This is a genomic window from Ruegeria sp. CDSB136 (assembly GCF_059610965.1).
This window is the reverse complement of sequence record NZ_JBXWOP010000036.1, coordinates 1-19,917: the sequence shown is the minus strand read 5'-3', so window position 1 is coordinate 19,917 and position 19,917 is coordinate 1. Positions and strand designations below refer to the sequence as shown.

The 19,917-nt window shown below is 54.6% G+C and carries 16 protein-coding genes and 1 pseudogene; 11 read left to right on the top strand and 6 right to left on the bottom strand.

What is annotated here, in order from left to right; all coding sequences use genetic code 11:
• Positions 1-184 precede the first annotated feature (184 nt).
• From AC2FIR_RS23295 to AC2FIR_RS23285, 3 genes and pseudogenes are all read right to left on the bottom strand, one after another.
• Positions 185-345: pseudogene (locus tag AC2FIR_RS23295) on the bottom strand (transposase); the annotation flags it as partial.
• A 529-nt stretch (positions 346-874) separates the two neighbouring features.
• A complete protein-coding gene (locus tag AC2FIR_RS23290; protein ID WP_480442337.1) occupies positions 875-2,167 on the bottom strand; it encodes a nucleotide disphospho-sugar-binding domain-containing protein in 1,293 nt (430 codons plus the stop codon).
• 4 nt (positions 2,168-2,171) lie between these two features.
• Positions 2,172-3,290, bottom strand: a complete 1,119-nt coding sequence (locus AC2FIR_RS23285; protein ID WP_170617405.1) for a GntR family transcriptional regulator — start codon at positions 3,288-3,290, stop codon at positions 2,172-2,174.
• On the opposite strand from AC2FIR_RS23285, the gene AC2FIR_RS23280 reads away from it, so the two are divergent.
• From AC2FIR_RS23280 to AC2FIR_RS23230, 11 genes are all read left to right on the top strand, one after another.
• Positions 3,274-4,344 carry a polyamine ABC transporter substrate-binding protein gene (locus tag AC2FIR_RS23280; protein WP_170617407.1) on the top strand — a complete coding sequence of 357 codons (1,071 nt, stop codon included), beginning with the start codon at positions 3,274-3,276 and terminating at the stop codon, positions 4,342-4,344. The genes AC2FIR_RS23285 and AC2FIR_RS23280 overlap by 17 nt on opposite strands.
• A gap of 78 nt (positions 4,345-4,422) precedes the next feature.
• Positions 4,423-5,277: an ABC transporter permease gene (locus tag AC2FIR_RS23275; protein ID WP_170617410.1), complete on the top strand. Its 855-nt coding sequence runs from the start codon at positions 4,423-4,425 to the stop codon at positions 5,275-5,277.
• Positions 5,277-6,059, top strand: a complete 783-nt coding sequence (locus tag AC2FIR_RS23270; RefSeq protein ID WP_170617412.1) for an ABC transporter permease — start codon at positions 5,277-5,279, stop codon at positions 6,057-6,059. Before AC2FIR_RS23275 ends, AC2FIR_RS23270 begins: the two co-directional genes overlap by 1 nt.
• A 44-nt stretch (positions 6,060-6,103) precedes the next feature.
• The gene (locus AC2FIR_RS23265; protein WP_480442334.1) at positions 6,104-7,117 is read left to right on the top strand and encodes an ABC transporter ATP-binding protein; all 1,014 of its coding nucleotides are present in this window, start codon (positions 6,104-6,106) and stop codon (positions 7,115-7,117) included.
• 24 nt (positions 7,118-7,141) lie between these two features.
• Positions 7,142-8,428, top strand: a complete 1,287-nt coding sequence (locus AC2FIR_RS23260; RefSeq protein ID WP_496748014.1) for a glycosyltransferase — start codon at positions 7,142-7,144, stop codon at positions 8,426-8,428.
• On the top strand, positions 8,425-8,790 hold the full coding sequence (locus tag AC2FIR_RS23255; RefSeq protein WP_496748012.1) for a cupin domain-containing protein: 366 nt from the start codon (positions 8,425-8,427) through the stop codon (positions 8,788-8,790). Before AC2FIR_RS23260 ends, AC2FIR_RS23255 begins: the two co-directional genes overlap by 4 nt.
• A complete protein-coding gene (locus AC2FIR_RS23250) occupies positions 8,787-9,131 on the top strand; it encodes a cupin domain-containing protein (protein WP_010442245.1) in 345 nt (114 codons plus the stop codon). Before AC2FIR_RS23255 ends, AC2FIR_RS23250 begins: the two co-directional genes overlap by 4 nt.
• Before the next feature lie 34 nt (positions 9,132-9,165).
• Positions 9,166-10,683: an aldehyde dehydrogenase family protein gene (locus AC2FIR_RS23245; RefSeq protein ID WP_170619811.1), complete on the top strand. Its 1,518-nt coding sequence runs from the start codon at positions 9,166-9,168 to the stop codon at positions 10,681-10,683.
• Positions 10,684-10,794: 111 nt separating this feature from the next.
• A complete protein-coding gene (locus AC2FIR_RS23240; RefSeq protein WP_496763343.1) occupies positions 10,795-11,226 on the top strand; it encodes a hypothetical protein in 432 nt (143 codons plus the stop codon).
• A 249-nt stretch (positions 11,227-11,475) separates the two neighbouring features.
• Positions 11,476-13,269: an adenylate/guanylate cyclase domain-containing protein gene (locus AC2FIR_RS23235; RefSeq protein ID WP_496763340.1), complete on the top strand. Its 1,794-nt coding sequence runs from the start codon at positions 11,476-11,478 to the stop codon at positions 13,267-13,269.
• A gap of 53 nt (positions 13,270-13,322) precedes the next feature.
• Positions 13,323-14,657 carry a phosphatase PAP2 family protein gene (locus AC2FIR_RS23230; RefSeq protein WP_496748008.1) on the top strand — a complete coding sequence of 445 codons (1,335 nt, stop codon included), beginning with the start codon at positions 13,323-13,325 and terminating at the stop codon, positions 14,655-14,657.
• A 13-nt stretch (positions 14,658-14,670) separates the two neighbouring features.
• Here the strand turns inward: AC2FIR_RS23230 and AC2FIR_RS23225 are convergent, their stop codons facing one another.
• The 3 genes from AC2FIR_RS23225 to AC2FIR_RS23215 all read right to left on the bottom strand — a co-directional run bounded on the left by AC2FIR_RS23225 (position 14,671) and on the right by AC2FIR_RS23215 (position 19,467).
• Entirely contained in the window at positions 14,671-17,694 is a 3,024-nt protein-coding gene (locus AC2FIR_RS23225) for a hypothetical protein (RefSeq protein WP_496763337.1), read from the bottom strand.
• A gap of 79 nt (positions 17,695-17,773) precedes the next feature.
• Positions 17,774-18,718: an aldo/keto reductase gene (locus AC2FIR_RS23220; RefSeq protein WP_496748112.1), complete on the bottom strand. Its 945-nt coding sequence runs from the start codon at positions 18,716-18,718 to the stop codon at positions 17,774-17,776.
• A 167-nt stretch (positions 18,719-18,885) separates the two neighbouring features.
• Positions 18,886-19,467 carry a hypothetical protein gene (locus AC2FIR_RS23215; RefSeq protein WP_496763333.1) on the bottom strand — a complete coding sequence of 194 codons (582 nt, stop codon included), beginning with the start codon at positions 19,465-19,467 and terminating at the stop codon, positions 18,886-18,888.
• Between the last annotated feature and the right edge of the window lie 450 nt (positions 19,468-19,917).

Sequence of the window (19,917 nt, the reverse complement as noted above, 5' to 3'; positions counted from 1 at the left end):
CCGTCACGGGAGCTGTGGGATAAGTCCGTTCGGGGAAAGGGGAACCTCGGCGTTCAGCCGATTTGTGCAACAGAGCCCAATGGCGTCAAAAACCTGCGGCCGTGCCCTGATAGGTAATGGTCACGTTAAAGCGCGACGCAAGTCACTTTCTATAAGCCCGACCTGCCAACGCAAACCGGTTAGTTTTCCAACGATTGTAGAGCGTCTTGTTCGGGCCATATCCCTTGGGTACCTCGCGCCATGTAAGTCGTTGCGATTGATGGAAATAATCCCACTCAAGGTCCGCCTGTCATCAACACGAGGCTTCCCGTGAAACTTTGCGAAAAAGGGTCTTAGACGCGCCATCTACTCGTCCCTCACCCAGAAAAGATCGGACATGGTCACGCAGTATTCTTTGCCCTTTTTTGCAAAGTATGCTGAACAAGAGCGAGCGAATTCCTGCACGATACGCCTTGGTCTGGCATGATCATATCCGACAGCAAGTGTCAGGGGCCGCTACTCATCCCTAGTTGCACTGTCACAACCTCGATAGGGGCACGTGACTGAAAAGGAAAAAGACCGGCGCAAACGCGCCGGCCAGTCCAATAGGGAGAATGCAGAGTTGACCTCTGCATTGTGCAGTCACCACATAGATTTGGCGTTAGTTGGACCTCTTTGTGGACTATTGTGCGGTTGTGGCTTCTTTACCGACACAGCAAGCTACTGAACTTCAGACGATGGTTGCTCCGTCCGCAACTCGGTCATTGATGCGCTGCGCAACGAACAACCGCTCCGAGTCCAAACCGATACTTTAGGTTCAGTGATTTAGAGGCCGTTGCGATGTACCCTTCCATCCGTCTTGACGAAGCGGATGACCAACGGGACTAAACTAGATTCAGTTATGTTCCACACAATCCAAGATTTTCTGAGCAGCTAACTGAACCGACTTTCTGAACTGCATGATCTCTGAGTTCTCGGTCAGTCGGGCCTTCATCTCTGTGTTCCCCAGTAGTTGGTTAATCGCATTCTCCAACTGATCCGGTGTCCAATCCCATCGGTTTAGCCTGAGACCGACACAGGTATCAACTGCCCGCTGAGCGTTGTCATGTCCGTCCCAGCAATAGGGGAGGATCAGCGACGGAACCCCGAAATACAGTGCTTCGCAAAAGCTGTTGTTGCCGCCGTGGTGAATAAATAGATCGCATTGTTCAACCACGGAAGGCTGCGGGAACCATTCCTGCAGGTGAACATTGTCTGGCGCTCTGGAATAGGCATCGATCTGGGCGCCGACATTGATCAGAAAACGCATGTCCATTGTCTTGAATACGTCGAACAGGCTTTCAAAGAATGAGACATCCATGGCACCGAGGCTGCCAAAACTCACGTACACCAGAGGCCCTTCGTTACGGGGCATCTGAGGTACACGATAGGGACCTTCCTGGCGCACGCAGCCTTCGAGAAAGGTGAATTGTCTCGGGTCCGGCGCCTGCTCACGATCATGGCGAATGATAGACGGCGCCAAAAGAAGGTTTTGATGTGGTGATGTTTCCAGGAACTCACCTTCAGGCAATAGCTTAAGCCCGCGATCCTGGCGAAATTTGTTGTAGCGAGCATGAAGTGGGCCAAGGGTCTCCAGGTACTGGCCGCGGAATGTCGCGCACCCGGCAACGTCAGATGCCGGCAGGCCGGACAGGTACGGCGGTAGGCACTTGTCTGGCAACTCGGTTTCCGCGCAAGAAATGACCCTGACCCATGGGCACTTGGAGCGTACGATGGCAGGGAACATGATCACATTGTCGAGGACGACGACATCCGGGTTGATACGCTCTAGCGCCGATTCCAACCCCTGTTCGACCGCTTCCGCTGTCTCGACGATTGCGTTCCAAACCGGCTCTACATAGGTGGCCAGTTGGTCAGTTGGGTGCATGTTAAAATGCGGCAGATGATGGCTTAGGAATTCCTGCCAGTAGGTCTGGGTTTCTTCTTCTGTCAACTCTGACTGAACAGGGACAGCGAATTCGTCAAAACCGTAGTCTGCGAATACGCCACCAAAGCCGCCGTGGGTCAGGAAAACGGGGTGTGCACCCATAGCGCGAAGTTCCTGAGCGATCCCCACACAATTCAGTGCAGCCCCAAAACTAGCTTCGGGGAAAAACGCGATTACGGGTGCTTCCTTGCGGTTCATCATTCACTCACCGGATTGACCCGCGGGTTGCTTGGACTAGCGCCGGAGCACCACGATTAGCTACGCTGGGCCTTTGGTGCATTGAAAGCCGCAAATGCACCCTCATCTGATCCGCCGCAAGATCGAAATGACCCTGTTCGATGAAATCAAGTATACGCACGTGTTCATCGAGCGCCTGCCGCATCCGAAAGTCGATCATACCGAATGATCCGCCTGGCAGGTGGCGCAACCCATGATGGGCCATGAGAGCAGAAGCTAGATACTGGTTTCCGGACGATCGAGCGATGAGCTTGTGAAAGGCAAGATCCGCGTCTTGGAAATCCTGGCTATTGAAAGAGTTTTCCGACTGCGCCAGAAGCGCTTCGGTCTGGCTGCGGACCAGATCGGCGCGCTTGGTGTCCAACTTGAAACCGTCGGACAGAATGGCCTGCGGTTCCAGTATCAGACGAAATTCGTAGCTCTCTATTCGTCCGGAGCGGTCTCCCGGCATGCGCGTGAAAACCCAGGACTGACCTTCGGCTTTCTGAATCACACCTTGGGCCAGGAGGGCTTCGAGCCCACGCTGTGCAGCGCTGCGGGAAACCGAATATCTGCGGATCAGGTCTGTGACATTTATGGCACCGTCCAGGCGTCGGGCACCGCGATCTCGTAGGATGGCACCAGCGAGATCCACACCTGCTCCGATCGCATGTTGGTTGAGTATCGAATGCCCCTTTTCGGGTTCGCATTCTAGGACAAACCCGCCTTCTGCCGCTTTGCGTGCCATCCCCTCCTTTTCCAGCAGTCTCAATGCGGATCTAACCGGAGTGCGAGAGACGCTGCACGAATCAGCAAGGGTTTTTTCCACCAGTCTGTCGCCCTGATGCAAATCGAGATCCATCGCAACATCCAGTATTTTTTGAGCAAGTTTCAAGTGTTTGCTTGGTGGCATAAGAAGACGGCTTTCGTCATACCTAATTAATATACAATAAAAACGGTATCTTAAATGGCTTGGCCGGGCCATACAAAAGTGATTCAAAAAATTGTTGAGTTTTATTTCATCAAAAAATACCGTGATTGCATCAAATATCTCGCCCCAGAAGCGAGCGCGGATGTCAAGGGAGGAAGACATGACCAACAAGTTCACCAATTCGTTCCGTTTGCCATTTGCTTGGCTCACCGCCGGGGCGGCCTGCGCACTCAGCGTTTTTGCCGGAGCGGCCCAAGCAGAAAAAATCGTGATCTCGAACTGGGACGGCTACATGCCGCCGGACCTGCTGGAGAATTTCACCAAGGAAACCGGTATCGAGGCCGAGCTCTCGGTGCATGGCACCAACGAAGAAATCATGGGCAAGGTCGTAGCCGGTGGAGGCAAGGGCTACGACGTTCTTTTCGTCTCGTCGCCTTTTGCCGAGGCGTTAAACAACCTGGGGCTGGTGGCTGCAATCGACCACGACAAGGTTCCGAATGCCTCCAACCTGTATGACGAAGCTAAAGAACTAGCCCATGATCCGGGCAACAACTATTCAATGCCATACGCTTGGGGCACGACGGGCTTATGCTACCGGTCAGACCTGATGGCAGAGCCAACTTCGTGGAACGATCTGCTCAAACCCTCTGACGACCTTAAAGGCAAAGTGACAATGCTCTCGACGGATCGCTGGCTGATGGGGGCTGCTGCGCTAGCTCTCGGAAAGTCGCTGAACGATACGTCGGATGAGACGTTGGCGGCTACAAAGGACCTGCTGGTTGCGGCGAAGCAGGATTTGCTGGCCTACGACGACGCAACTTTTTATCTGAAGTTGGTATCGGGCGAGGCAACGATGGTTCACGCCTGGGATGGCTGGTGTAACTACGGCATCGGTGAAAACGCGGACATCAAGTACACGATACCATCAGAAGGATCGGATCTGTGGGTAGATGCGCTAGTCATCACGGAGGCATCTGAAAACAAAGACGCGGCGCATGCCTTTTTGAACTATGTCTTGGGCGCGGACGTCGGTGTCTGGGTTGCCAGCAATATCCTTTACAAAACGCCGAACAAGGCTGCGATGGAGGCGCTGGACCCGTCCTTGATCGAAACCTTCCCGAACATGGGGATGTCGCCTGCAGACCTTACCAAGTACGAGCAGTTGCGCGATCTCGGCAATGGCCAGAAACCCTTTGCACGGACCGTGACTGAAATCATGGCCGCACAGTAAGTGATCAAATCCTGAGCAAAACCCGACCCGAACAAAGGGTCGGGCCGATACGACATCACTCCACAGATTGCCAAGTATATGCCCAATCGACTTAAATCGGTGATCTTGCTGGGGCCGGGCCTTGGCTGGCTTGCGCTTCTTATGGTGGTGCCGTGTGGTCTTATTTTTACCTATGCGTTCTTTGAACGCGGTATCTATGGCGGCATCGACCACGTCTTTACGATTGAAAATTTTGTGCGAGCCGCCGATCCTCTTTACCTCGGGATCTTCTTACGCTCGGCCAAGATTGCATTTCTGGCCACCATAATCGCGATCCTTATCGCCTATCCGGCTGCCTATGCCATCACGCTGGCGCCGCACCGTTGGCAGACCGGTTTGCTGATTTTGGTGATCCTGCCGTTCTGGTCCAACTACTTAATCCGCACTTACGCTTGGATCGTGATGCTGAACCGCGAGGGCTTAATCAATAATACTCTCCAGGGGGCAGGCTTGATCGATGAACCGCTGTCTCTGCTTTATAATAATTTCGCTGTGATCGTAGGGCTTGTCTACAACTACACCCCCTTTGTGGTTTTGGCGATCTATTCATCGCTGAACCGCATAAATGTCGAAACCATAGAAGCCTCGGAAGATCTTGGAGCGCCCGCTTGGGCCACTTTCTACCGGGTGATACTGCCACAGACCGTTCCCGGCATCGCGGCAGGTGGTGTCTTTGTTTTTGTGCTGTCGATCGGCAATTTCATAACGCCCGATTTGCTTGGTGGCGGGCGATTTCAGATGGTTGGAAACCTGATCTATGACCAGTTCCTGAGCGCCCGCGACTGGCCGTTCGGAGCAACGCTGTCGATGTTCCTGATTGCGATTATGATGGGGCTATTGTTCGCACAGGCGGTATTGGCCAATCGCGCAGCGGGACAGAGAGGGCAGGACTGATGCGGGGCCGATCTAACATGGGCCTAAAGCTGCACCTGGTTTTGTTTTACACCTTTCTCTATGTGCCGATCCTTGTGCTCATGGCGCTAAGCTTTAACCGGGCCGGACTTCCAACTATATGGACCGGGTTTTCGTTGGAATGGTACGGCAAGTTGTTTACCGCGGATCCAATACTGTCGGCAGCGCGCAACACGCTAATCGTGGCCTTAACCTCGACCGTTCTGGCGACAATAATCGGCACGCTTTTGGCGGTCGGTGTCGAGACACGGCGTAATTCTTCAGTTCTAGACGCGGTTCTGTTCGCACCGATGATCATCCCCGACATAGTTCTGGCCATCGCGCTCTTGTCCTTTTTCACCCTACTCAACATGACGCTGGGGCTTCATTCGATCATCCTCAGCCATGTCGTATTTAACATAGCCTTTGTTGTCGCCGTGGTGCGAACGCGGATGCGCAATTTCGACCATTCGATACTTGAGGCCAGTGCCGACCTTGGGGCCAGCGAATTCACCACCTTTCGTCGCATTCTGCTGCCCGCCATCGCGCCGGGGGTTATCGCCGGGGCGCTGTTGTCTTTTACCCTGTCTGTGGACGAATTCATTATTGCCTTCTTCACCGCAGGTGCTGGGCAATCCTCGACCACGTTGCCGATGCAGATTTACGCAATGATCCGATTTGGCGTTACGCCGGAAATCAACGCGATGGCTACCATCGTCATGTTCGTTTCGTTCACGCTGGTCTTCTTCGCGCAGCGTGCCGACAAAGAGGTTTTCAGCCGATGAGCCAAGGGATTCAACTCAGGAATATAACCAAGCGATACGGTTTGATGACTGCGATCGACAACGTTTCACTGAATATTCGCGATAACGAGTTCTTTGCACTTCTGGGCCCATCGGGCTGCGGCAAGACCACATTGTTGCGGACGCTGGCGGGGTTCGAAACACCACAGGAAGGACAGGTTATAGTTGCCGGGCAGGACGTGACAAACATACGCCCCAGCAGGCGGCCCCTGAACCTGATGTTCCAGTCATATGCCTTGTTTCCGCACATGAGCGTCGAAAAAAACATCGCCTATGGGTTAGAGATGGAGAGATTGCCCAAGGAAGAAATCGCCATGCGGGTGGCCGAGGTTCTGGAAAGCGCAAAGCTTTCAGGCTTTGCTGGACGCAAGCCGGATCAGCTTTCCGGTGGGCAGCGACAGCGGGTCGCTTTGGCGCGCGCGCTGGTCAAAAGGCCAAAGGTCCTGCTGTTAGATGAGCCCCTTTCGGCTCTGGACAAGAAGCTGCGAGAAGAGATGCAGTTGGAACTCAAACGGTTGCAGCACGAGGTGGGGATTACATTTCTGATTGTGACTCATGACCAGGAAGAGGCTCTAGTCATGGCCGACCGGATCGCGGTCTTGAATGATGGCAAGCTGGCGCAGGTCGGTACTCCTCACGAGCTCTACGAACACCCCGGATCGCGCTTTGTTGCAGATTTTATCGGCGTGATGAACTTTCTGGATGGTAACGCCGTCGACGGCGGTGTCGATGTCGACGGGGCGGGGGTGCTGAGGGGCGTTTCCGAGCTGCGCGGTGCTGCCACGATTGCTGTGCGCCCGGAACGGGTCAGCCTGATGCAGACCGCCCCTCAAGATGGGCGCAACTGCCTTCCCGGCACTGTCGAAGAAGTCGCCTATCACGGATCAGACCTGGGTGTGCATGTGCGCGTTCGCGGCGGGAGGAGCACCCTTTCCGCCCGCGTTCCTGCCAGCCAAGCCGACCGTGAAAATATCCAGCCGGGTCAGGATGTCCACTGCGTATGGGACGCGAAACATTCCCGCATCCTTCCCAACTGCTAAGCCAAATCTAACCGGAGACCTACAATGTCAAAGAAAACCATCGCCTTCTTCCCCGAAGCTGCCTTTGGCCCTGCGCTGAATTCGGTTGGCATCGCGCAGGCCTGCGAGAAACTGGGCCATAAGGCTGTATTTCTAAGCGATCCCGGCTTTGTCGAGGTATATGAAGGTTATGGGTTCGAGGCACATCCAGTAGCCCTGTCCGAGCCGATGGAACCCGAGGCGATGGCAAAGTTCTGGGAAGATTTCATCAACGGTCACATCCCAAATTTTCGCAAAAGCCCGATTGACCAGATCGATAACTACGTCAAGGATTGCTGGGAGGCGATCGTCGACAGCGCAAAATGGGCGCAAAAAGATCTGCCCGAGGTACTGGCAAAAATCAAACCAGATATGATCTGCGTGGATAATGTCATTATGTTCCCAGCCATCAAGCAGTTCGGCGTACCGTGGGTGCGGATCATCTCATGTTCCGAAAACGAAATCCCTGACCCGATTGTGCCGCCGCATTTGTCAGGCTGCCGGGTGGATGACCGCGAGGGCATGGCGGCCTATGAGGCTAAATTCCACGAGGTGATCAAGCCGATCCACGACGACTACAATGCGTTCCTAGCCAGATGCAACGAAGACGCCTATCCGATTGGAGAGTTTTTCGAAGCGTCGCCCACAATGAACCTTCTGCTTTATCCCGAACCGGCAAAGTACGAACGGCAGAACCCACTGGACCCAAACCGGTTTCAGTATCTTGAAGGTTGCGTGCGCGAAGAAGAACCGTTTGAGGTGCCAACGTTTAAGTCCAACATTGACAAACCACTTCTCTATGTATCTTTCGGGTCGCTTGGCGCAGGCGACACCGACCTGCTAAAGAGGATCATTTCGACCATTTCCAGGTTGCCCTACCGGGCGCTCGTAAATGTCGGGGATTACATTGACGAATACACAGACATTCCCGACAACGTGCACATACAGAGCTGGTATCCCCAGCCTTCGGTAATTCCGCAGATTGACGCGGTGATACATCATGGCGGTAACAACTCGTTCACAGAGTGCCTATATTTCGGCAAAGCAGCAATCATTATGCCCTATGTCTGGGACGGCCACGATAACGCCACCCGTGTTCAGGAAACCGGCCACGGGTTCGGGTTTCACCGATACGACTGGACCGATGATGAATTGGCTATTGCCCTCGACAAATGTATCAACGATCCAGGAATGCAGGCGAAGATGGCGGCAACCTCTGCTCACATGCAGTCACGGCATGGCCCGACCAAGGCAGCTGGCATTCTCGACGAAATCCTGAAAGCCGCGGAATGAGCAGCGCCCCGCATCTTTCGGAAATCTCGACCCGTACCGACCTCACGGACTGGGGGCTACAGCCGGACATGATTGAAGGCCAGTCGCATTCATCGGGTATGCTGGTTCACAAGGGTCCTGACAACCGGCCGGAGATCGGCGCATGGGTCTGTACTCCAGGCCGCTGGCGCCTAACGATACCGCGTGACGAGTTCTGCTATTTTGTGCGGGGCCGCGCGGTCTATCGGTCGGATGCAGGCGAAAGCATCGAAGTTACGCCCGGAACGGCCGTACTATTCCTCGCCGGTTGGGTAGGGGAATGCACGGTCGAGGAAACATTGCGCAACACCTACTACCTAACGGATCGCGAACCTGAAACATGACCACGCCACGTATGCAAAACCCGCTCCAGCAGACTGATCTTGTCGATTGGGGGGTAATCCCGACGATGATTGAAGGGCAATCCCGCACCTCGGGAAAGCTGATCCACAAGGGGCCTGACGGCCAGTCCGAATGCGGCCTTTGGGTCTGCACTCCCGGTAAGTGGGAATGTCACGTCACCAAGGACGAGTTCTGCCACTTTCTGGAAGGCCGCTGTACCTATGTCCATGAAAGCGGCGAGGTAATTGAGATTACGCCCGATACGGCGGCCTTTTTTCCGCAGGACTGGAAAGGCGTTTGCACTGTCCACGAGACGGTCAAGAAAGTGTACATGATCCGCTAACGGCGCAATGCCTGTCAGACAAGGGGGCTGCCCAATGCGTGACCCGTTCAAATCTACCTACTACCTCAACCCCAAGCATGTGCCTTTGGAGGGTGGTGGGACCACTCTGGTCAACCCGTCTACCTTGCAGCCCGTCGGGGTTTTTGGTGAGCCGTCGCCGCAGATCGTGAACCAGGTTCTCGACCGGGTCAATGCGGCGCAAAAGAAGTGGTCTGCGATGGACTGCAAATCTCGCGCGCGGGTATTGCACCAGATCGCCAACGACATCGAAAGCGGCGACATGACTGAGATCGCCCGCTTGATGACATTGGAAACGGGCAAACCTTACCCTGAATCGATTGGCGAGATTGCGAACATCCCGCCGGTTTTCCGCTACTATGCCGAGATGGCGCGCGATGACGCGGGCAAGATCGCCGGCACGATGCAAACTGGATCATTTCAGTATCAGACATACGAGCCCTACGGCGTGTCCGTGCATGTGGTTCCGTACAATTTCCCCCTCATTCTTGGCTGCTGGTCGATGGCCGCATCACTTGCGGCAGGTAACGGTGTAGTGTTGAAAGCCTCACCCGCAGGAACTTTGTGCACGATGGCGTTCATGGAGTTTTTTCGGGCGTTGCCCCAAGACCTGATTGCTTGCCTGCCGGGTGGTGCAGACGTGGGCAAACAGCTGATTGCCAGCCCCAAAACCCATGTGGTCGCTTTTACAGGGTCCGTGCCGACAGGTCGTGCAGTCGCAGTGGCCGCAGCAGAGAACCTAAAACCCGCAGTGATCGAGGCTGGGGGAAGCGATCCACTGATCGTTAGTAAACACGCCGACATCGCGGTCGCTGCTGCGGGGGCGGTTACCGCTGCATTTTTGCAGTCGGGCCAGGTTTGCACATCGTCGGAACGGATTTTTGTAGTGGATGACGTGTACGACGATTTTGTCGATGAATTCGTGACCCGAACCCGGAAACTGCGCATCGGCGACGGAATGGGGGTGGCGGAAATCGGACCTTTGGCCTCCAAGGAGGCACGCGACAAGGTCGAGCGGCTGGTGCGTGATGCAACTGAGAAAGGCGCGGTGGTTGAGGTAGGAGGCGGTACCCCGGATCACGCCGGGCCGGGTTGGTTTTTCGAACCAACGATCCTGACCGGCGTGACGACGGACATGGCGTTAACTCAGGAAGAGGTTTTTGGGCCAGTCGCCTCGGTCATTCGGGTGAGCGACTTTGACCAAGCGCTTGAACTGGCAAACGCGTCACAATTCGGTCTTGGCGGATGCCTGTTTACCGGCGACTTGGATGAGGCATTTCAAGGGGTGAATAAGCTACAGGTGGGGATGGTCTGGGTCAACAACCCGCTCGTGGACAACGATGCCTTGCCTTTTGGCGGCGTCAAGAATTCTGGGCTTGGGCGCACGCTGGGCCTTCAAGGCCTCGAGGCTTTCAGACGGCCCAAGATGGTCGTGATTGATCCGAAGGCGAAGGAGGCGGACTGGTGGTATCCATATCCCGACGACTGGTTCTATTCAGATGACGTACAGGGCGGGAGAAAGCACAGCGGCTAGGATGGTCGGTGCGACCTGATCGACTCTGCAACTGAAGATGAGCTAACGGCAGGATTGTCCGCACAGCAGTCAATCAGGCCATCTTCGGCGAATGACCGCAAAGAGCCCATATTGGTGAAAAACTCGAGATTTCGGCCCACTCGCTTTTTCGCCTACTTCCATCGCGTCAGCAATAATGACGCCACTTGCCCAGCGCAGGCCATGACAGCCTCGCACATCGCGGAACCAATGCTTTGGCCGACCCCCTGGCCAAAAACTTCAACCGCCTCTCAATGGGTAATTTTTTCAACGGTTTTGGCCAAAACTGGAGTTTTTCAACAATATCAGTCCAAATTCGACATTGGGGATGCGTGCGGAATTGGCCCCAAAGAGGCGGAGAGCGGTCACTTTCTGCATGTGCGCACTGACTTCAACACTGATCTGGATGCGGACATTCAGATTGCAATTACTTTGGACACGTTTCTGAAATGCCGCATGAGTTTTTTTGGCTCGAACGTACACTTCATACAGGCTGACACGAAGGTCGGGTTTTCTCCCCGTTGAAGCTTGAAAAGCTGTATTCCAGAGCACCTGCCATCAACGGTCGCCACCTAAATCCAGGCATTCGCACCAAGTCGGGCTTCAGCGGCATTAAAACCTCCCGCCCTTACAGTGCACTACCGACCAAAGCGACTCTGCCGAAGGAGGCTTCTGGAAAAGTGATAAGATAGACCGACAGAGAGTGTGGCGTTAAGCTTCTGAATGTGCCGATCTACTTTGGCCAATTATGAGTGTTTTCGAGGGTGTTATTGGATGGTGCAGACTGACAGACCTCGCGCGGCCGAAACGCGTCGGCTTGCGGTTGTAGCATTTGCGGACGTTGCAGGGTTTTCGCGTCTTGTTGCAGAAAACGATATTCGCGCAGGCAATCAATGGAAATCGCTCAAAGAACATGTTTTGCTGCCCTTGCTGAAACGACATGGCGGAAGGCTAGTTGAAACCGCCGGAGATGCAATCCTTGTCGAGTTTACAAGTGTTGTTGCGGCCCTAGAGTGGGCGGTGGATGCACAGAATACCCCGCAACTCAAGGCTGGTATGGATGCGGGCAGTGAAAGCAATTTGCAATTGCGCATTGCAGTAAATGTCGAAGATGTCCTGGTGCAAGATGGGAACATACTGGGCGACGGCGTAAATATCGCATCGCGCATTCATGATGCAGCGGCCCCCGGTCAAATCATAGCTACAGGCATCGTCCGGGAATTGGCTGCCAACAAAGCCAATGTCAGGTTCAAAGATCTCGGGACGCCCCGGCTGAAGAATATCAAACGCATTGTGCACGTGTTTCAGGTGATTCCTTCAGAAGCAGCGTCCGAAGAAGAGACGCGGTTGCACCAACCTTTTATCGAGTGGACTTCCCGCCCCACCGTTGCGGTTCTGCCGTTTCGCGCGTCATCGGGCCATGAAATGGAGGAGTATTTTGGGTCTGGCATCACCGAAGACATCATCAATGGTCTGTCGCGCAGCCACGCCTTTCACGTCATTGCGCGCGCTTCGACTTTGCGATTTGCAAAACGTTTGATGGACTTGCAGGAAGTCGCCTCGCTGCTAGGGGTCAACTACGTGATGGATGGCAGCGTGCGTCGCCAAGGCGATCGGCTTAGGATAACGGCGGAACTGGTCGACGTCGCCTTGAACCGATCGATCTGGTCCGAGACGTTCGACGGAAGCGCCGATGACCTGTTCGACTTCCAAGACACCATCGTGGCAGCAGTTGTTGGATCTTTTGAACCGCGCCTGAAAGCGCATGGTATCAAGCGCGTTCGAAATCGCTCTACGGAAAGCCTCGACGCATATGACTGCGTTCTCAAGGCGGCCTCGGAACTGTACCGGTTCACTGAAGATGGGTACCGGAATTCCGGAACTGCGTTGCGACGGGCGATCGAACTCGATCCCACATATGCGCAGGCCTATGCCTATTCAGCATGGCGCCTGAACTACCTGTTTGGCGAAGGGCGCTCGGACGATCCTGAGCGGGACAAAAAACTGGCCATTGAACATGCTCAGTATTCAATCGTACTTGATCCCGAAGACTCGTTTTGTCAGGTCGTGGCAGGTCATTTGACAAGTCTGCTCAAAGGAAAACCGCATCAAGCGCTGTCCATGTTCGATTTGGCTTTGTCGCTGGATCAAAACAACGCTTTGGGTTGGGCGTGGAGTGGGGTTACTCTGTCCTACCTCGGCCGCGGTGAGGACGCGATACACAGGTTTCAAAATGCCTTTAAGCTCAGTCCTTTTGACAATCTAAATTTTACATGGTGGACCGGCGCCGGAATTGCGGAGTTTGTGTCTGAGAATTATGCCGAATCCATTTCTTGGCTGGAAAAGGCTCGGCAAGTAAATCCGCGATTCATTGCGACGTTGAGGATTTTGGCCGCAAGTCTCGCGATGAATGGGGAAGAATATAAAGCACGAGAAGTCGGTAATGAGTTATTGAGGCTCGACGAAAAATTCTCGGTCGATCATTTTGTTTCATGGTATCCTTTCGTTCATAGCGAACACAAACGGGCTTTAAAAAGCGGGCTCTTGATCGCGGGCTTGCCGCGCTGACTGATTGTTTCACGGGCAATTTTTTTCCGTATCAATTTCTAGGGAGACTTCAGATGACATCGAACATGAATACAGGAAATGGCATGGGACGCGGTATGGGCATGGGCATGGGGCGCGGCATGGGTATGGGACGCGGCATGGGTATGGGCATGGGAACCGGCATGGGCATGGGCATGGGGCGCGGCATGGGTATGGGACGCGGCATGGGTATGGGCATGGGAACCGGCATGGGTATGGGCATGGGGGCCGGTATGGGTACCGATCCTGTTATGGGTGAAATCCCGGTCGGCGCGGATGGGGGCATCGGGTTCGTCCGCAGCTACTACGCAACACCCATTGAACTCGCTCTCTTACCCTGGGCGCTGAACTTCACTCCCGACAATGCGGGCAACCCATCTTTTCCGCTGGACTACATCATCAGCCCGTATCAACCGGACCGACCCTGGCTGGAGTGGACAACGCAGGACTGGGACCCGGCTTTGCGTTTCTGGGCACTGCCGTTCGACAAGCATCTGACGGAATGGTTGCGTGCGGCAGACCGGTCCGAGCCGGCCACGCTTGCCGCTCTTGAGTTTGCTGGGCAGGCGGACAAGTGGAACCCACTTGTTGGGTTTAATCCGGAACCGGGGGGAGAAGACTGGTTGGAAGATGATGATTTGAAGTGGAGGCCGTCGGGGAATTCACAGGCGGAGAAAAACGAAGCGTTTTCGATCATAAAAGGCGAGTTGGAAGCGTTGAAGCACTACATGGAGGATGACCGGCAGAGCTACCTCGTGGAATCAGATATCCAAGCGGATGGGTTGCCCGACTATCTGGTCCATTTCCTTGGCATCAATTCCTTCGACCATCCTTATACGTTGCAACTGATCGACATAGGTCTCGCGCTGGGGAACGTGGCCTACATGTCCTACAAAGCGCATTACAAACGGGTGCGACCTTCGATCCTGCGTCCCGGCCTTACCGTTCCTTTCGGCCCTCCTGCGCATCCGGCCTTTCCCAGTGGCCATTCCTTCCTTGCGCATTTAATCTCATTGCTCCTGTGTGAAATTCCTGGCATCGCAGCGCGTTACGGCGTCCAGCCTACAGGCACGACTAAGGGAGATGGTCATCTGTTGAGGAAACCTGCGAGGAGCGATCTGACTGAACGCAAAGTGATCCACTCGCCTATTTTTACGATCGCGCAACGCATCGCTGTAAATCGTGAGCGGATCGGGGTGCATTATCCCTCCGACAGCTACGCCAGCCGCCACTTGGCGGCGGCGATCTGGGAACTCCTCATGAAACCGCTCGGTGATGCAGAACGGATTGATTGTCCGACACTTGACGCGATTATTTCGCATGCGACCAGCGAATGGCCAGATTCGTGGGCTCCGCCTGTAGGCCCCTAAGGCAACAGGGAAGCTATAACAACATCAGACCAAGGTTGTTGTCGCCCGCCACCAGATCGGTCAGCGCTCGTGGTTGTCTTGGTGGATTTGCTTGGTCCGGGATCTCTGCGGCCAACAACGCCTGCGGGTCCGAGTTGGCCAAATCGTCGTCGCAACTGCTCTCAAGGAGGCAGATGAATGTCGTGCCTTCACTTGCTTGTCCCATCGCTACGTTGATGTCGTCGTGAATCCCAACCACTTCAGTTGATTCTGGGTCCAAGTTTGGAACGGGAGGAAGTGGAACAACAAGCATCCAATTGATGCTGTTCGTGAGATCCCAATGTGGCTCGGTCATATCGCCGGTTACAATGCCGAGCCACATCCTCAAGCGAACTTCTCCTGAAGCCACGCGCCCGCGGTTTCCGAGCACAAAGCCTTGTGCTGGGTCAACCATCCACGCACGTTCCCCGGTCCAGTCGAGAGACACGGGCGCGTAGCTGCCTGGCCCGTAGTGCAAGGTGCCACCGAGCACGTCGTCTTCCTCTGGTCTGCCGTCCCGCAGATAGACATCAACGGGTGCAGCGCGGCCCGGGCCGTTTGTTGTTTGCTTGACCTCTTCAACAAACATGCCTTGCGCTTCAAAGGACCACCGCACGACTTTATGCGATATCCCGCCCGACCACGTATCCCCGGCTGTCAGCGCGGGTGTGGTGTCGAGTGTACCCGGTGCCGGTGCTGGAATGCCGACGGCTGTGTTCATTAACAGGCTCGCGTCTTCCATCGCTAGCTCGAGCATCTCCGCTTTCGACGGGGATTGCGCAAAGGATGCTATCGCACGGACCAGAAGGAAGAGCGTCATAAAGGAAGCACGATAGCGGATGTAGCGGTCTGGTTTGCCGTCCTGAACCGTGTCGCCCCCAAGTGCGAGATATAGCCGGAAGACAGTAGAGGACAGAATCTGTTCGCTCAGATACCCTTTAAGGGTATCGCAGCTGGTTGGAGGTGCGGCAATCACTGAGCGATTGAGGGCTCCATACCACGCCCAACCCAGTAGCGGGGACCGGTCATGTCTTCGTGTTGTGAAAACAAAGGGGTATGTGATTCCCCGGAACTGTGGGCCGAGACCGTCTGACGGACCACCCAGCCGAGAAAAGGGATCATACCAAACCGCCGCCAGCGCATCTCCCGCACTGTGCGCGAAATCGAATTCCAGTTTGCCGAGACGCGCGGCAATCAGATAGTGCCCCATTTCGTGCAGCATCCAGCGCCCACTGGATGCAATTCCAAATGGCTCAAGTGGCAGAAATCGTTTGTCCGGATGTGTCGACCCTGTGGCGGCGGGGTTCTCTGGCCGTGCCCAACGGTTAAGATTGGCCAATGCCAGCCGGATTTGTACTTTTGGCTGAACACCTTGTGAGGCCTCAGCACAATCGAATGCAACCTGTGCATTGACCGTTTTGCCGTCCCGCCCTGGGCCCGGAAAAATTCCGTATCGATAGAAAATCTCGACCTTCTTTTGTGCGCGCACCGCGTAAAGAGCCGGCGGCAACCCGACTGCTTCCATGAAGTGAAAGAAATCGAGGCTGTGGCAATAGGTCATGATCGCAGAAAAGTCGTTGCGGCGTGGCGCAGGGTCCTCTCCGCCTGGAAGCGGGACAGTTTTCACGCCGGGGCCGTCCTCTTTGTCTGCAATCACGTAGTCCGGGCAGCGGCGGACTTCAAAACCGTCATCTTCCAGCTCCATTTCCACTTCAGGCCCGATGTCGCGGGCGACACGGTACGCCTCAAGGACCTTGTCTTCGCGCGAGGGACGTCTCAGCGTGTACTTGTAAAGCTGACCATCTGCCTCAATCCAACCTGGCGGTGTTTTTACGAAAACCTCCGCGGCCCCCGGGTCCGCGCCATGAGAAACCAGCGGGCCGACCTCGGTAGATATGGGTGTGTCTTCAGGTTTCAGAGGCAACGAAAGCTCAAAATCGGAAACGATCTGATAGCTTTGAGGAATTGGATAGCCCGGTCGCACATTGTATTGCGTTGAGTTCTGAGGGGCGGAATTGGCTTTCGAAGACAAGGCAAATCGAAATACCTGGGTCTCGCTTGTCCCGACTGGAACTGCTGGTATGAGAAGTTGTTCCGCGTTCATTGTATTTTCGTCAACAAACGCATCTTTGGCACTTAATGCCGTGAGTTCACCCAAGATCGACTGAAATGAGCCTACATCGCTACGAGCCAGAAGTGCCTGAATGTATGCTTCTTCGTCAGGGTCACCATTCATCAAAAGTTCGCTGGCGCTGATATAGCCTTCAGCAGGACGCTCGACCGTGACAGAGCGGACAGTTACGCGGAAACCGCCATCGTAGGACGTCACCGACATGGGAACGCGCACTCCGAATGAGTAAGACGCCACCTTGTCCACAACGGAATAGGTTTCTGCGGCTGTCATGATCACTGTGGCTGGCAGCTCGCCGTTTTCTTGCCGCGACAGGTTCCACGACGCAAGTGTCGGCGGATTGGCACCGACTGCTGAGCCAATGGCAGGCCAGATGTCGAGCCAGCTAATGAGACCGGGCTGGGGCGGGGGGGGCACAGGACCAAGCGCATCATGCCAGCTCGTCGGCATCAACGGAGTTACAACTGGTTTTTCTTCCGTAGGGTCAGATGACTTCCAGTCAGAGTCCAGCAGATCGCGAATTGCTTCGACGTATCGAGCCGCGACGGTTTTCAGCGCAGCTTCCAAGTCGTCTTCACCTGTTATAATCGCAATGTATGGCACATTTTTGTGTGCGATCAGTCGCGACGGACGACCTGATCCCGGATACCCATCTTCTTCGCGTAGCCAGTTTGGAGGCCAAAAATCCTTTTGATACTCGTCGGGCGGCCATTTGAGAGATGTAATCGTCAATGTGGGTATCCTGTCGGCATCGGCAAAAAAGCGGCGTTTAAATTGTAAAAAGGTTAACACAAGAATTGCGTTCTGAACACTGGAACGGGGGCAAGACGAGGAAGCAACAGCCGAGACACCCGCCGTGAACGTCGGCTTGGTCCGCTCCGCGGTCATTCAGACGGAACGCAGCGAACGGCTGCTCTGAGCCCAAAGCGGTCAATTGGCAGAACAGTATCCTATCCAAAAATCGAGTCTAAGCTTCTGGGTTGCTCGAAGTTTTTTCGAGCTCAGCGAGATCCTCCCAAACGCCTTCAGGGATGGACCACTCTGCCCATTCCATTGCCTGTTGAACATGCTGAGGCCATGTCACTCCGCAAATCGTCGAAGTGATGTCGTCGTTTTTCAACGAGTATTGCAACGCGACCGCCCCGACTGGGACATCGTAGCGCCCGCATACCTCTTCAACAGCACGTATTGGCGCAAGCCTTTCATCATCTGCCGGTCGATAGACATAAAAGCGATGGATCGCGCTGCCTCGGGCAAGTGCACCTCCGGAATAAGGTGCTGCGTTCAATATCGAAACGCCACGTGATTTCGCGAGTTCCATCAGAGGTGCCGCGTTATCGTTTACCAGCGTATGCCTGTTGTGTGTCAGGACCACGTCAAAATCCCAACTCTCCAAAATTGGCATCATCAAGTCGATACGTCCCGCCGCGATTCCGACCGCCTTGGCCAGGCCTTCCTCCTTGATACGGAACAACTCTTCAATCGCGCCACCTCGCCCTTTGACCTCTGATAGGTCATTTGCGTATTCGATATCATGGACGTGGAGTATATCAACGCTGTCGACGCTGAGGGCCGCAAGACTTTCCTCGAATGATCTACGTGCCTGAGAAGCATCAAAAGCACCAGTTTCCATATCCCGGTCGATTTTGGTGGAAAGCACCCGCCCGTCCGGCCACCCACCAAGCTCATGAATGACTTTTCCTATGCGCTCTTCACTTCGACCCATGGCATAGCAACGGGATGTGTCCAGGAACGCATTTGGCTGCGAAAGAATTGCCCGAATTGTATCAATCGCGCGGTCTTCATCAACCTCATACCCGTAGATTTCCGGGATACTTCCCAACCCCGTCGATCCAAACCCGATGCGGGGAACCCTAATCCCTGTCTTACCAATTTCGCGTAGCTCCGCCATGCCAACCTCCCAATTGGTTCCGGACATTCACAGATGTCGCGCGAGTAATTTATTGAAAACAAGTCAGACTTGTCGCTGGAGTTACTCTCTGGCCTCAACGCAATTGTTCAAACCGCAAATTCACCAAGCTTTTTCACGAATTGTGGAAGTGTCCACAATGCAGACATTCACTGAATTCTGCTTAACAGCCAGCTGAGCGCGGCACTGCGAAGCGTCTCCCCCTCTGGATTGTCCAAAATTACGGGTTCGATCACGCGCTCTATCGCCCCGCCACCACAATAGACAATGCCTTCGGGCGCTTCGTAGGAGGCCCCCTGGTTAATATCTGACTCGCAGGCGGAACGAAGGGACCGGATTGCCGCGCTGGAACCCTTCAAGTCAAAGATTCCGTAGCTGACATCTTGATCAATCATCGACAAATTAACCGATGCATTGGCCGCAAGCTGGTCCAGCACAAAACCATAGTCTTGCTGACTATTGAAACTGACCTCGACAGGAAAGTTGTCGACGATCTGCAAAGCCGCGTTTTCTGCGCCAACTTGAAATGCCCCAACTTCGGTGGTGCCGTTCTTCAAAAATCGAATGGAAAGCCCCTGCTTCTCCACAATGTCCTGGCTGTCCTCATATCCAGCCGGTGCAAAGCGGATACGGTTACACTGAAGTTCCAGCGTCATGTTTCCAGATTGAATAAATGCATTGGGATTGGGCCCGGAACTAAACGACCACTCCGCTGATGCTGTAGTCGCCATATGGACGCTCCCACTTACCTTTTTGTTTGAAAGCAGAAGCCTATCGCACGAAAGCGCGGTGAATTTTACGCGCGGAAAAAATGTTGATTTATTAAAAATTAGATTCAAACATGCGAATTCGACGCAACTTTCATTTTATCTCCGTTGTTGTCGTTGCTGCTCGCTTTGCCGAGCCCTTCCGGCCGCTGGAGTGAGTGCTGGCAGCCGGAAGGCACTTTACACGGATCAGTCGTTGGGAGAGCGCGATGCTTAGACTTAACTTACTCGCCCTCTTTCCAGAGTTTGCTCTAGCTTTTGCCAGTGATTTCATTCGGCCATCCCACGTTGTCGGCGGTCTCGGTAGTCAAAGTAAAATCGCTCTGCCCGCCAAGCTCCCCGCGACAAGTTGTTGGAAAGGGAAATCACTGGGTCGAAGTATGTTCCATAGCCTGCTCTGACGTGAGAACTTCA

What these genes read in the sequence shown, in the direction of transcription:
- AC2FIR_RS23290 (WP_480442337.1), bottom strand. Translation starts at nt 2,167, where the DNA reads ATGATGAACCGCAAGGAAGCACCCGTAATCGCGTTTTTCCCCGAAGCT.
- AC2FIR_RS23280 (WP_170617407.1), top strand. Translation starts at nt 3,274, where the DNA reads ATGACCAACAAGTTCACCAATTCGTTCCGTTTGCCATTTGCTTGGCTC.
- AC2FIR_RS23275 (WP_170617410.1), top strand. Translation starts at nt 4,423, where the DNA reads ATGCCCAATCGACTTAAATCGGTGATCTTGCTGGGGCCGGGCCTTGGC.
- AC2FIR_RS23270 (WP_170617412.1), top strand. Translation starts at nt 5,277, where the DNA reads ATGCGGGGCCGATCTAACATGGGCCTAAAGCTGCACCTGGTTTTGTTT.
- AC2FIR_RS23265 (WP_480442334.1), top strand. Translation starts at nt 6,104, where the DNA reads ATGACTGCGATCGACAACGTTTCACTGAATATTCGCGATAACGAGTTC.
- AC2FIR_RS23260 (WP_496748014.1), top strand. Translation starts at nt 7,142, where the DNA reads ATGTCAAAGAAAACCATCGCCTTCTTCCCCGAAGCTGCCTTTGGCCCT.
- AC2FIR_RS23255 (WP_496748012.1), top strand. Translation starts at nt 8,425, where the DNA reads ATGAGCAGCGCCCCGCATCTTTCGGAAATCTCGACCCGTACCGACCTC.
- AC2FIR_RS23250 (WP_010442245.1), top strand. Translation starts at nt 8,787, where the DNA reads ATGACCACGCCACGTATGCAAAACCCGCTCCAGCAGACTGATCTTGTC.
- AC2FIR_RS23245 (WP_170619811.1), top strand. Translation starts at nt 9,166, where the DNA reads ATGCGTGACCCGTTCAAATCTACCTACTACCTCAACCCCAAGCATGTG.
- AC2FIR_RS23235 (WP_496763340.1), top strand. Translation starts at nt 11,476, where the DNA reads ATGGTGCAGACTGACAGACCTCGCGCGGCCGAAACGCGTCGGCTTGCG.
- AC2FIR_RS23230 (WP_496748008.1), top strand. Translation starts at nt 13,323, where the DNA reads ATGACATCGAACATGAATACAGGAAATGGCATGGGACGCGGTATGGGC.
- AC2FIR_RS23225 (WP_496763337.1), bottom strand. Translation starts at nt 17,694, where the DNA reads ATGACCGCGGAGCGGACCAAGCCGACGTTCACGGCGGGTGTCTCGGCT.
- AC2FIR_RS23220 (WP_496748112.1), bottom strand. Translation starts at nt 18,718, where the DNA reads ATGGCGGAGCTACGCGAAATTGGTAAGACAGGGATTAGGGTTCCCCGC.
- AC2FIR_RS23215 (WP_496763333.1), bottom strand. Translation starts at nt 19,467, where the DNA reads ATGGCGACTACAGCATCAGCGGAGTGGTCGTTTAGTTCCGGGCCCAAT.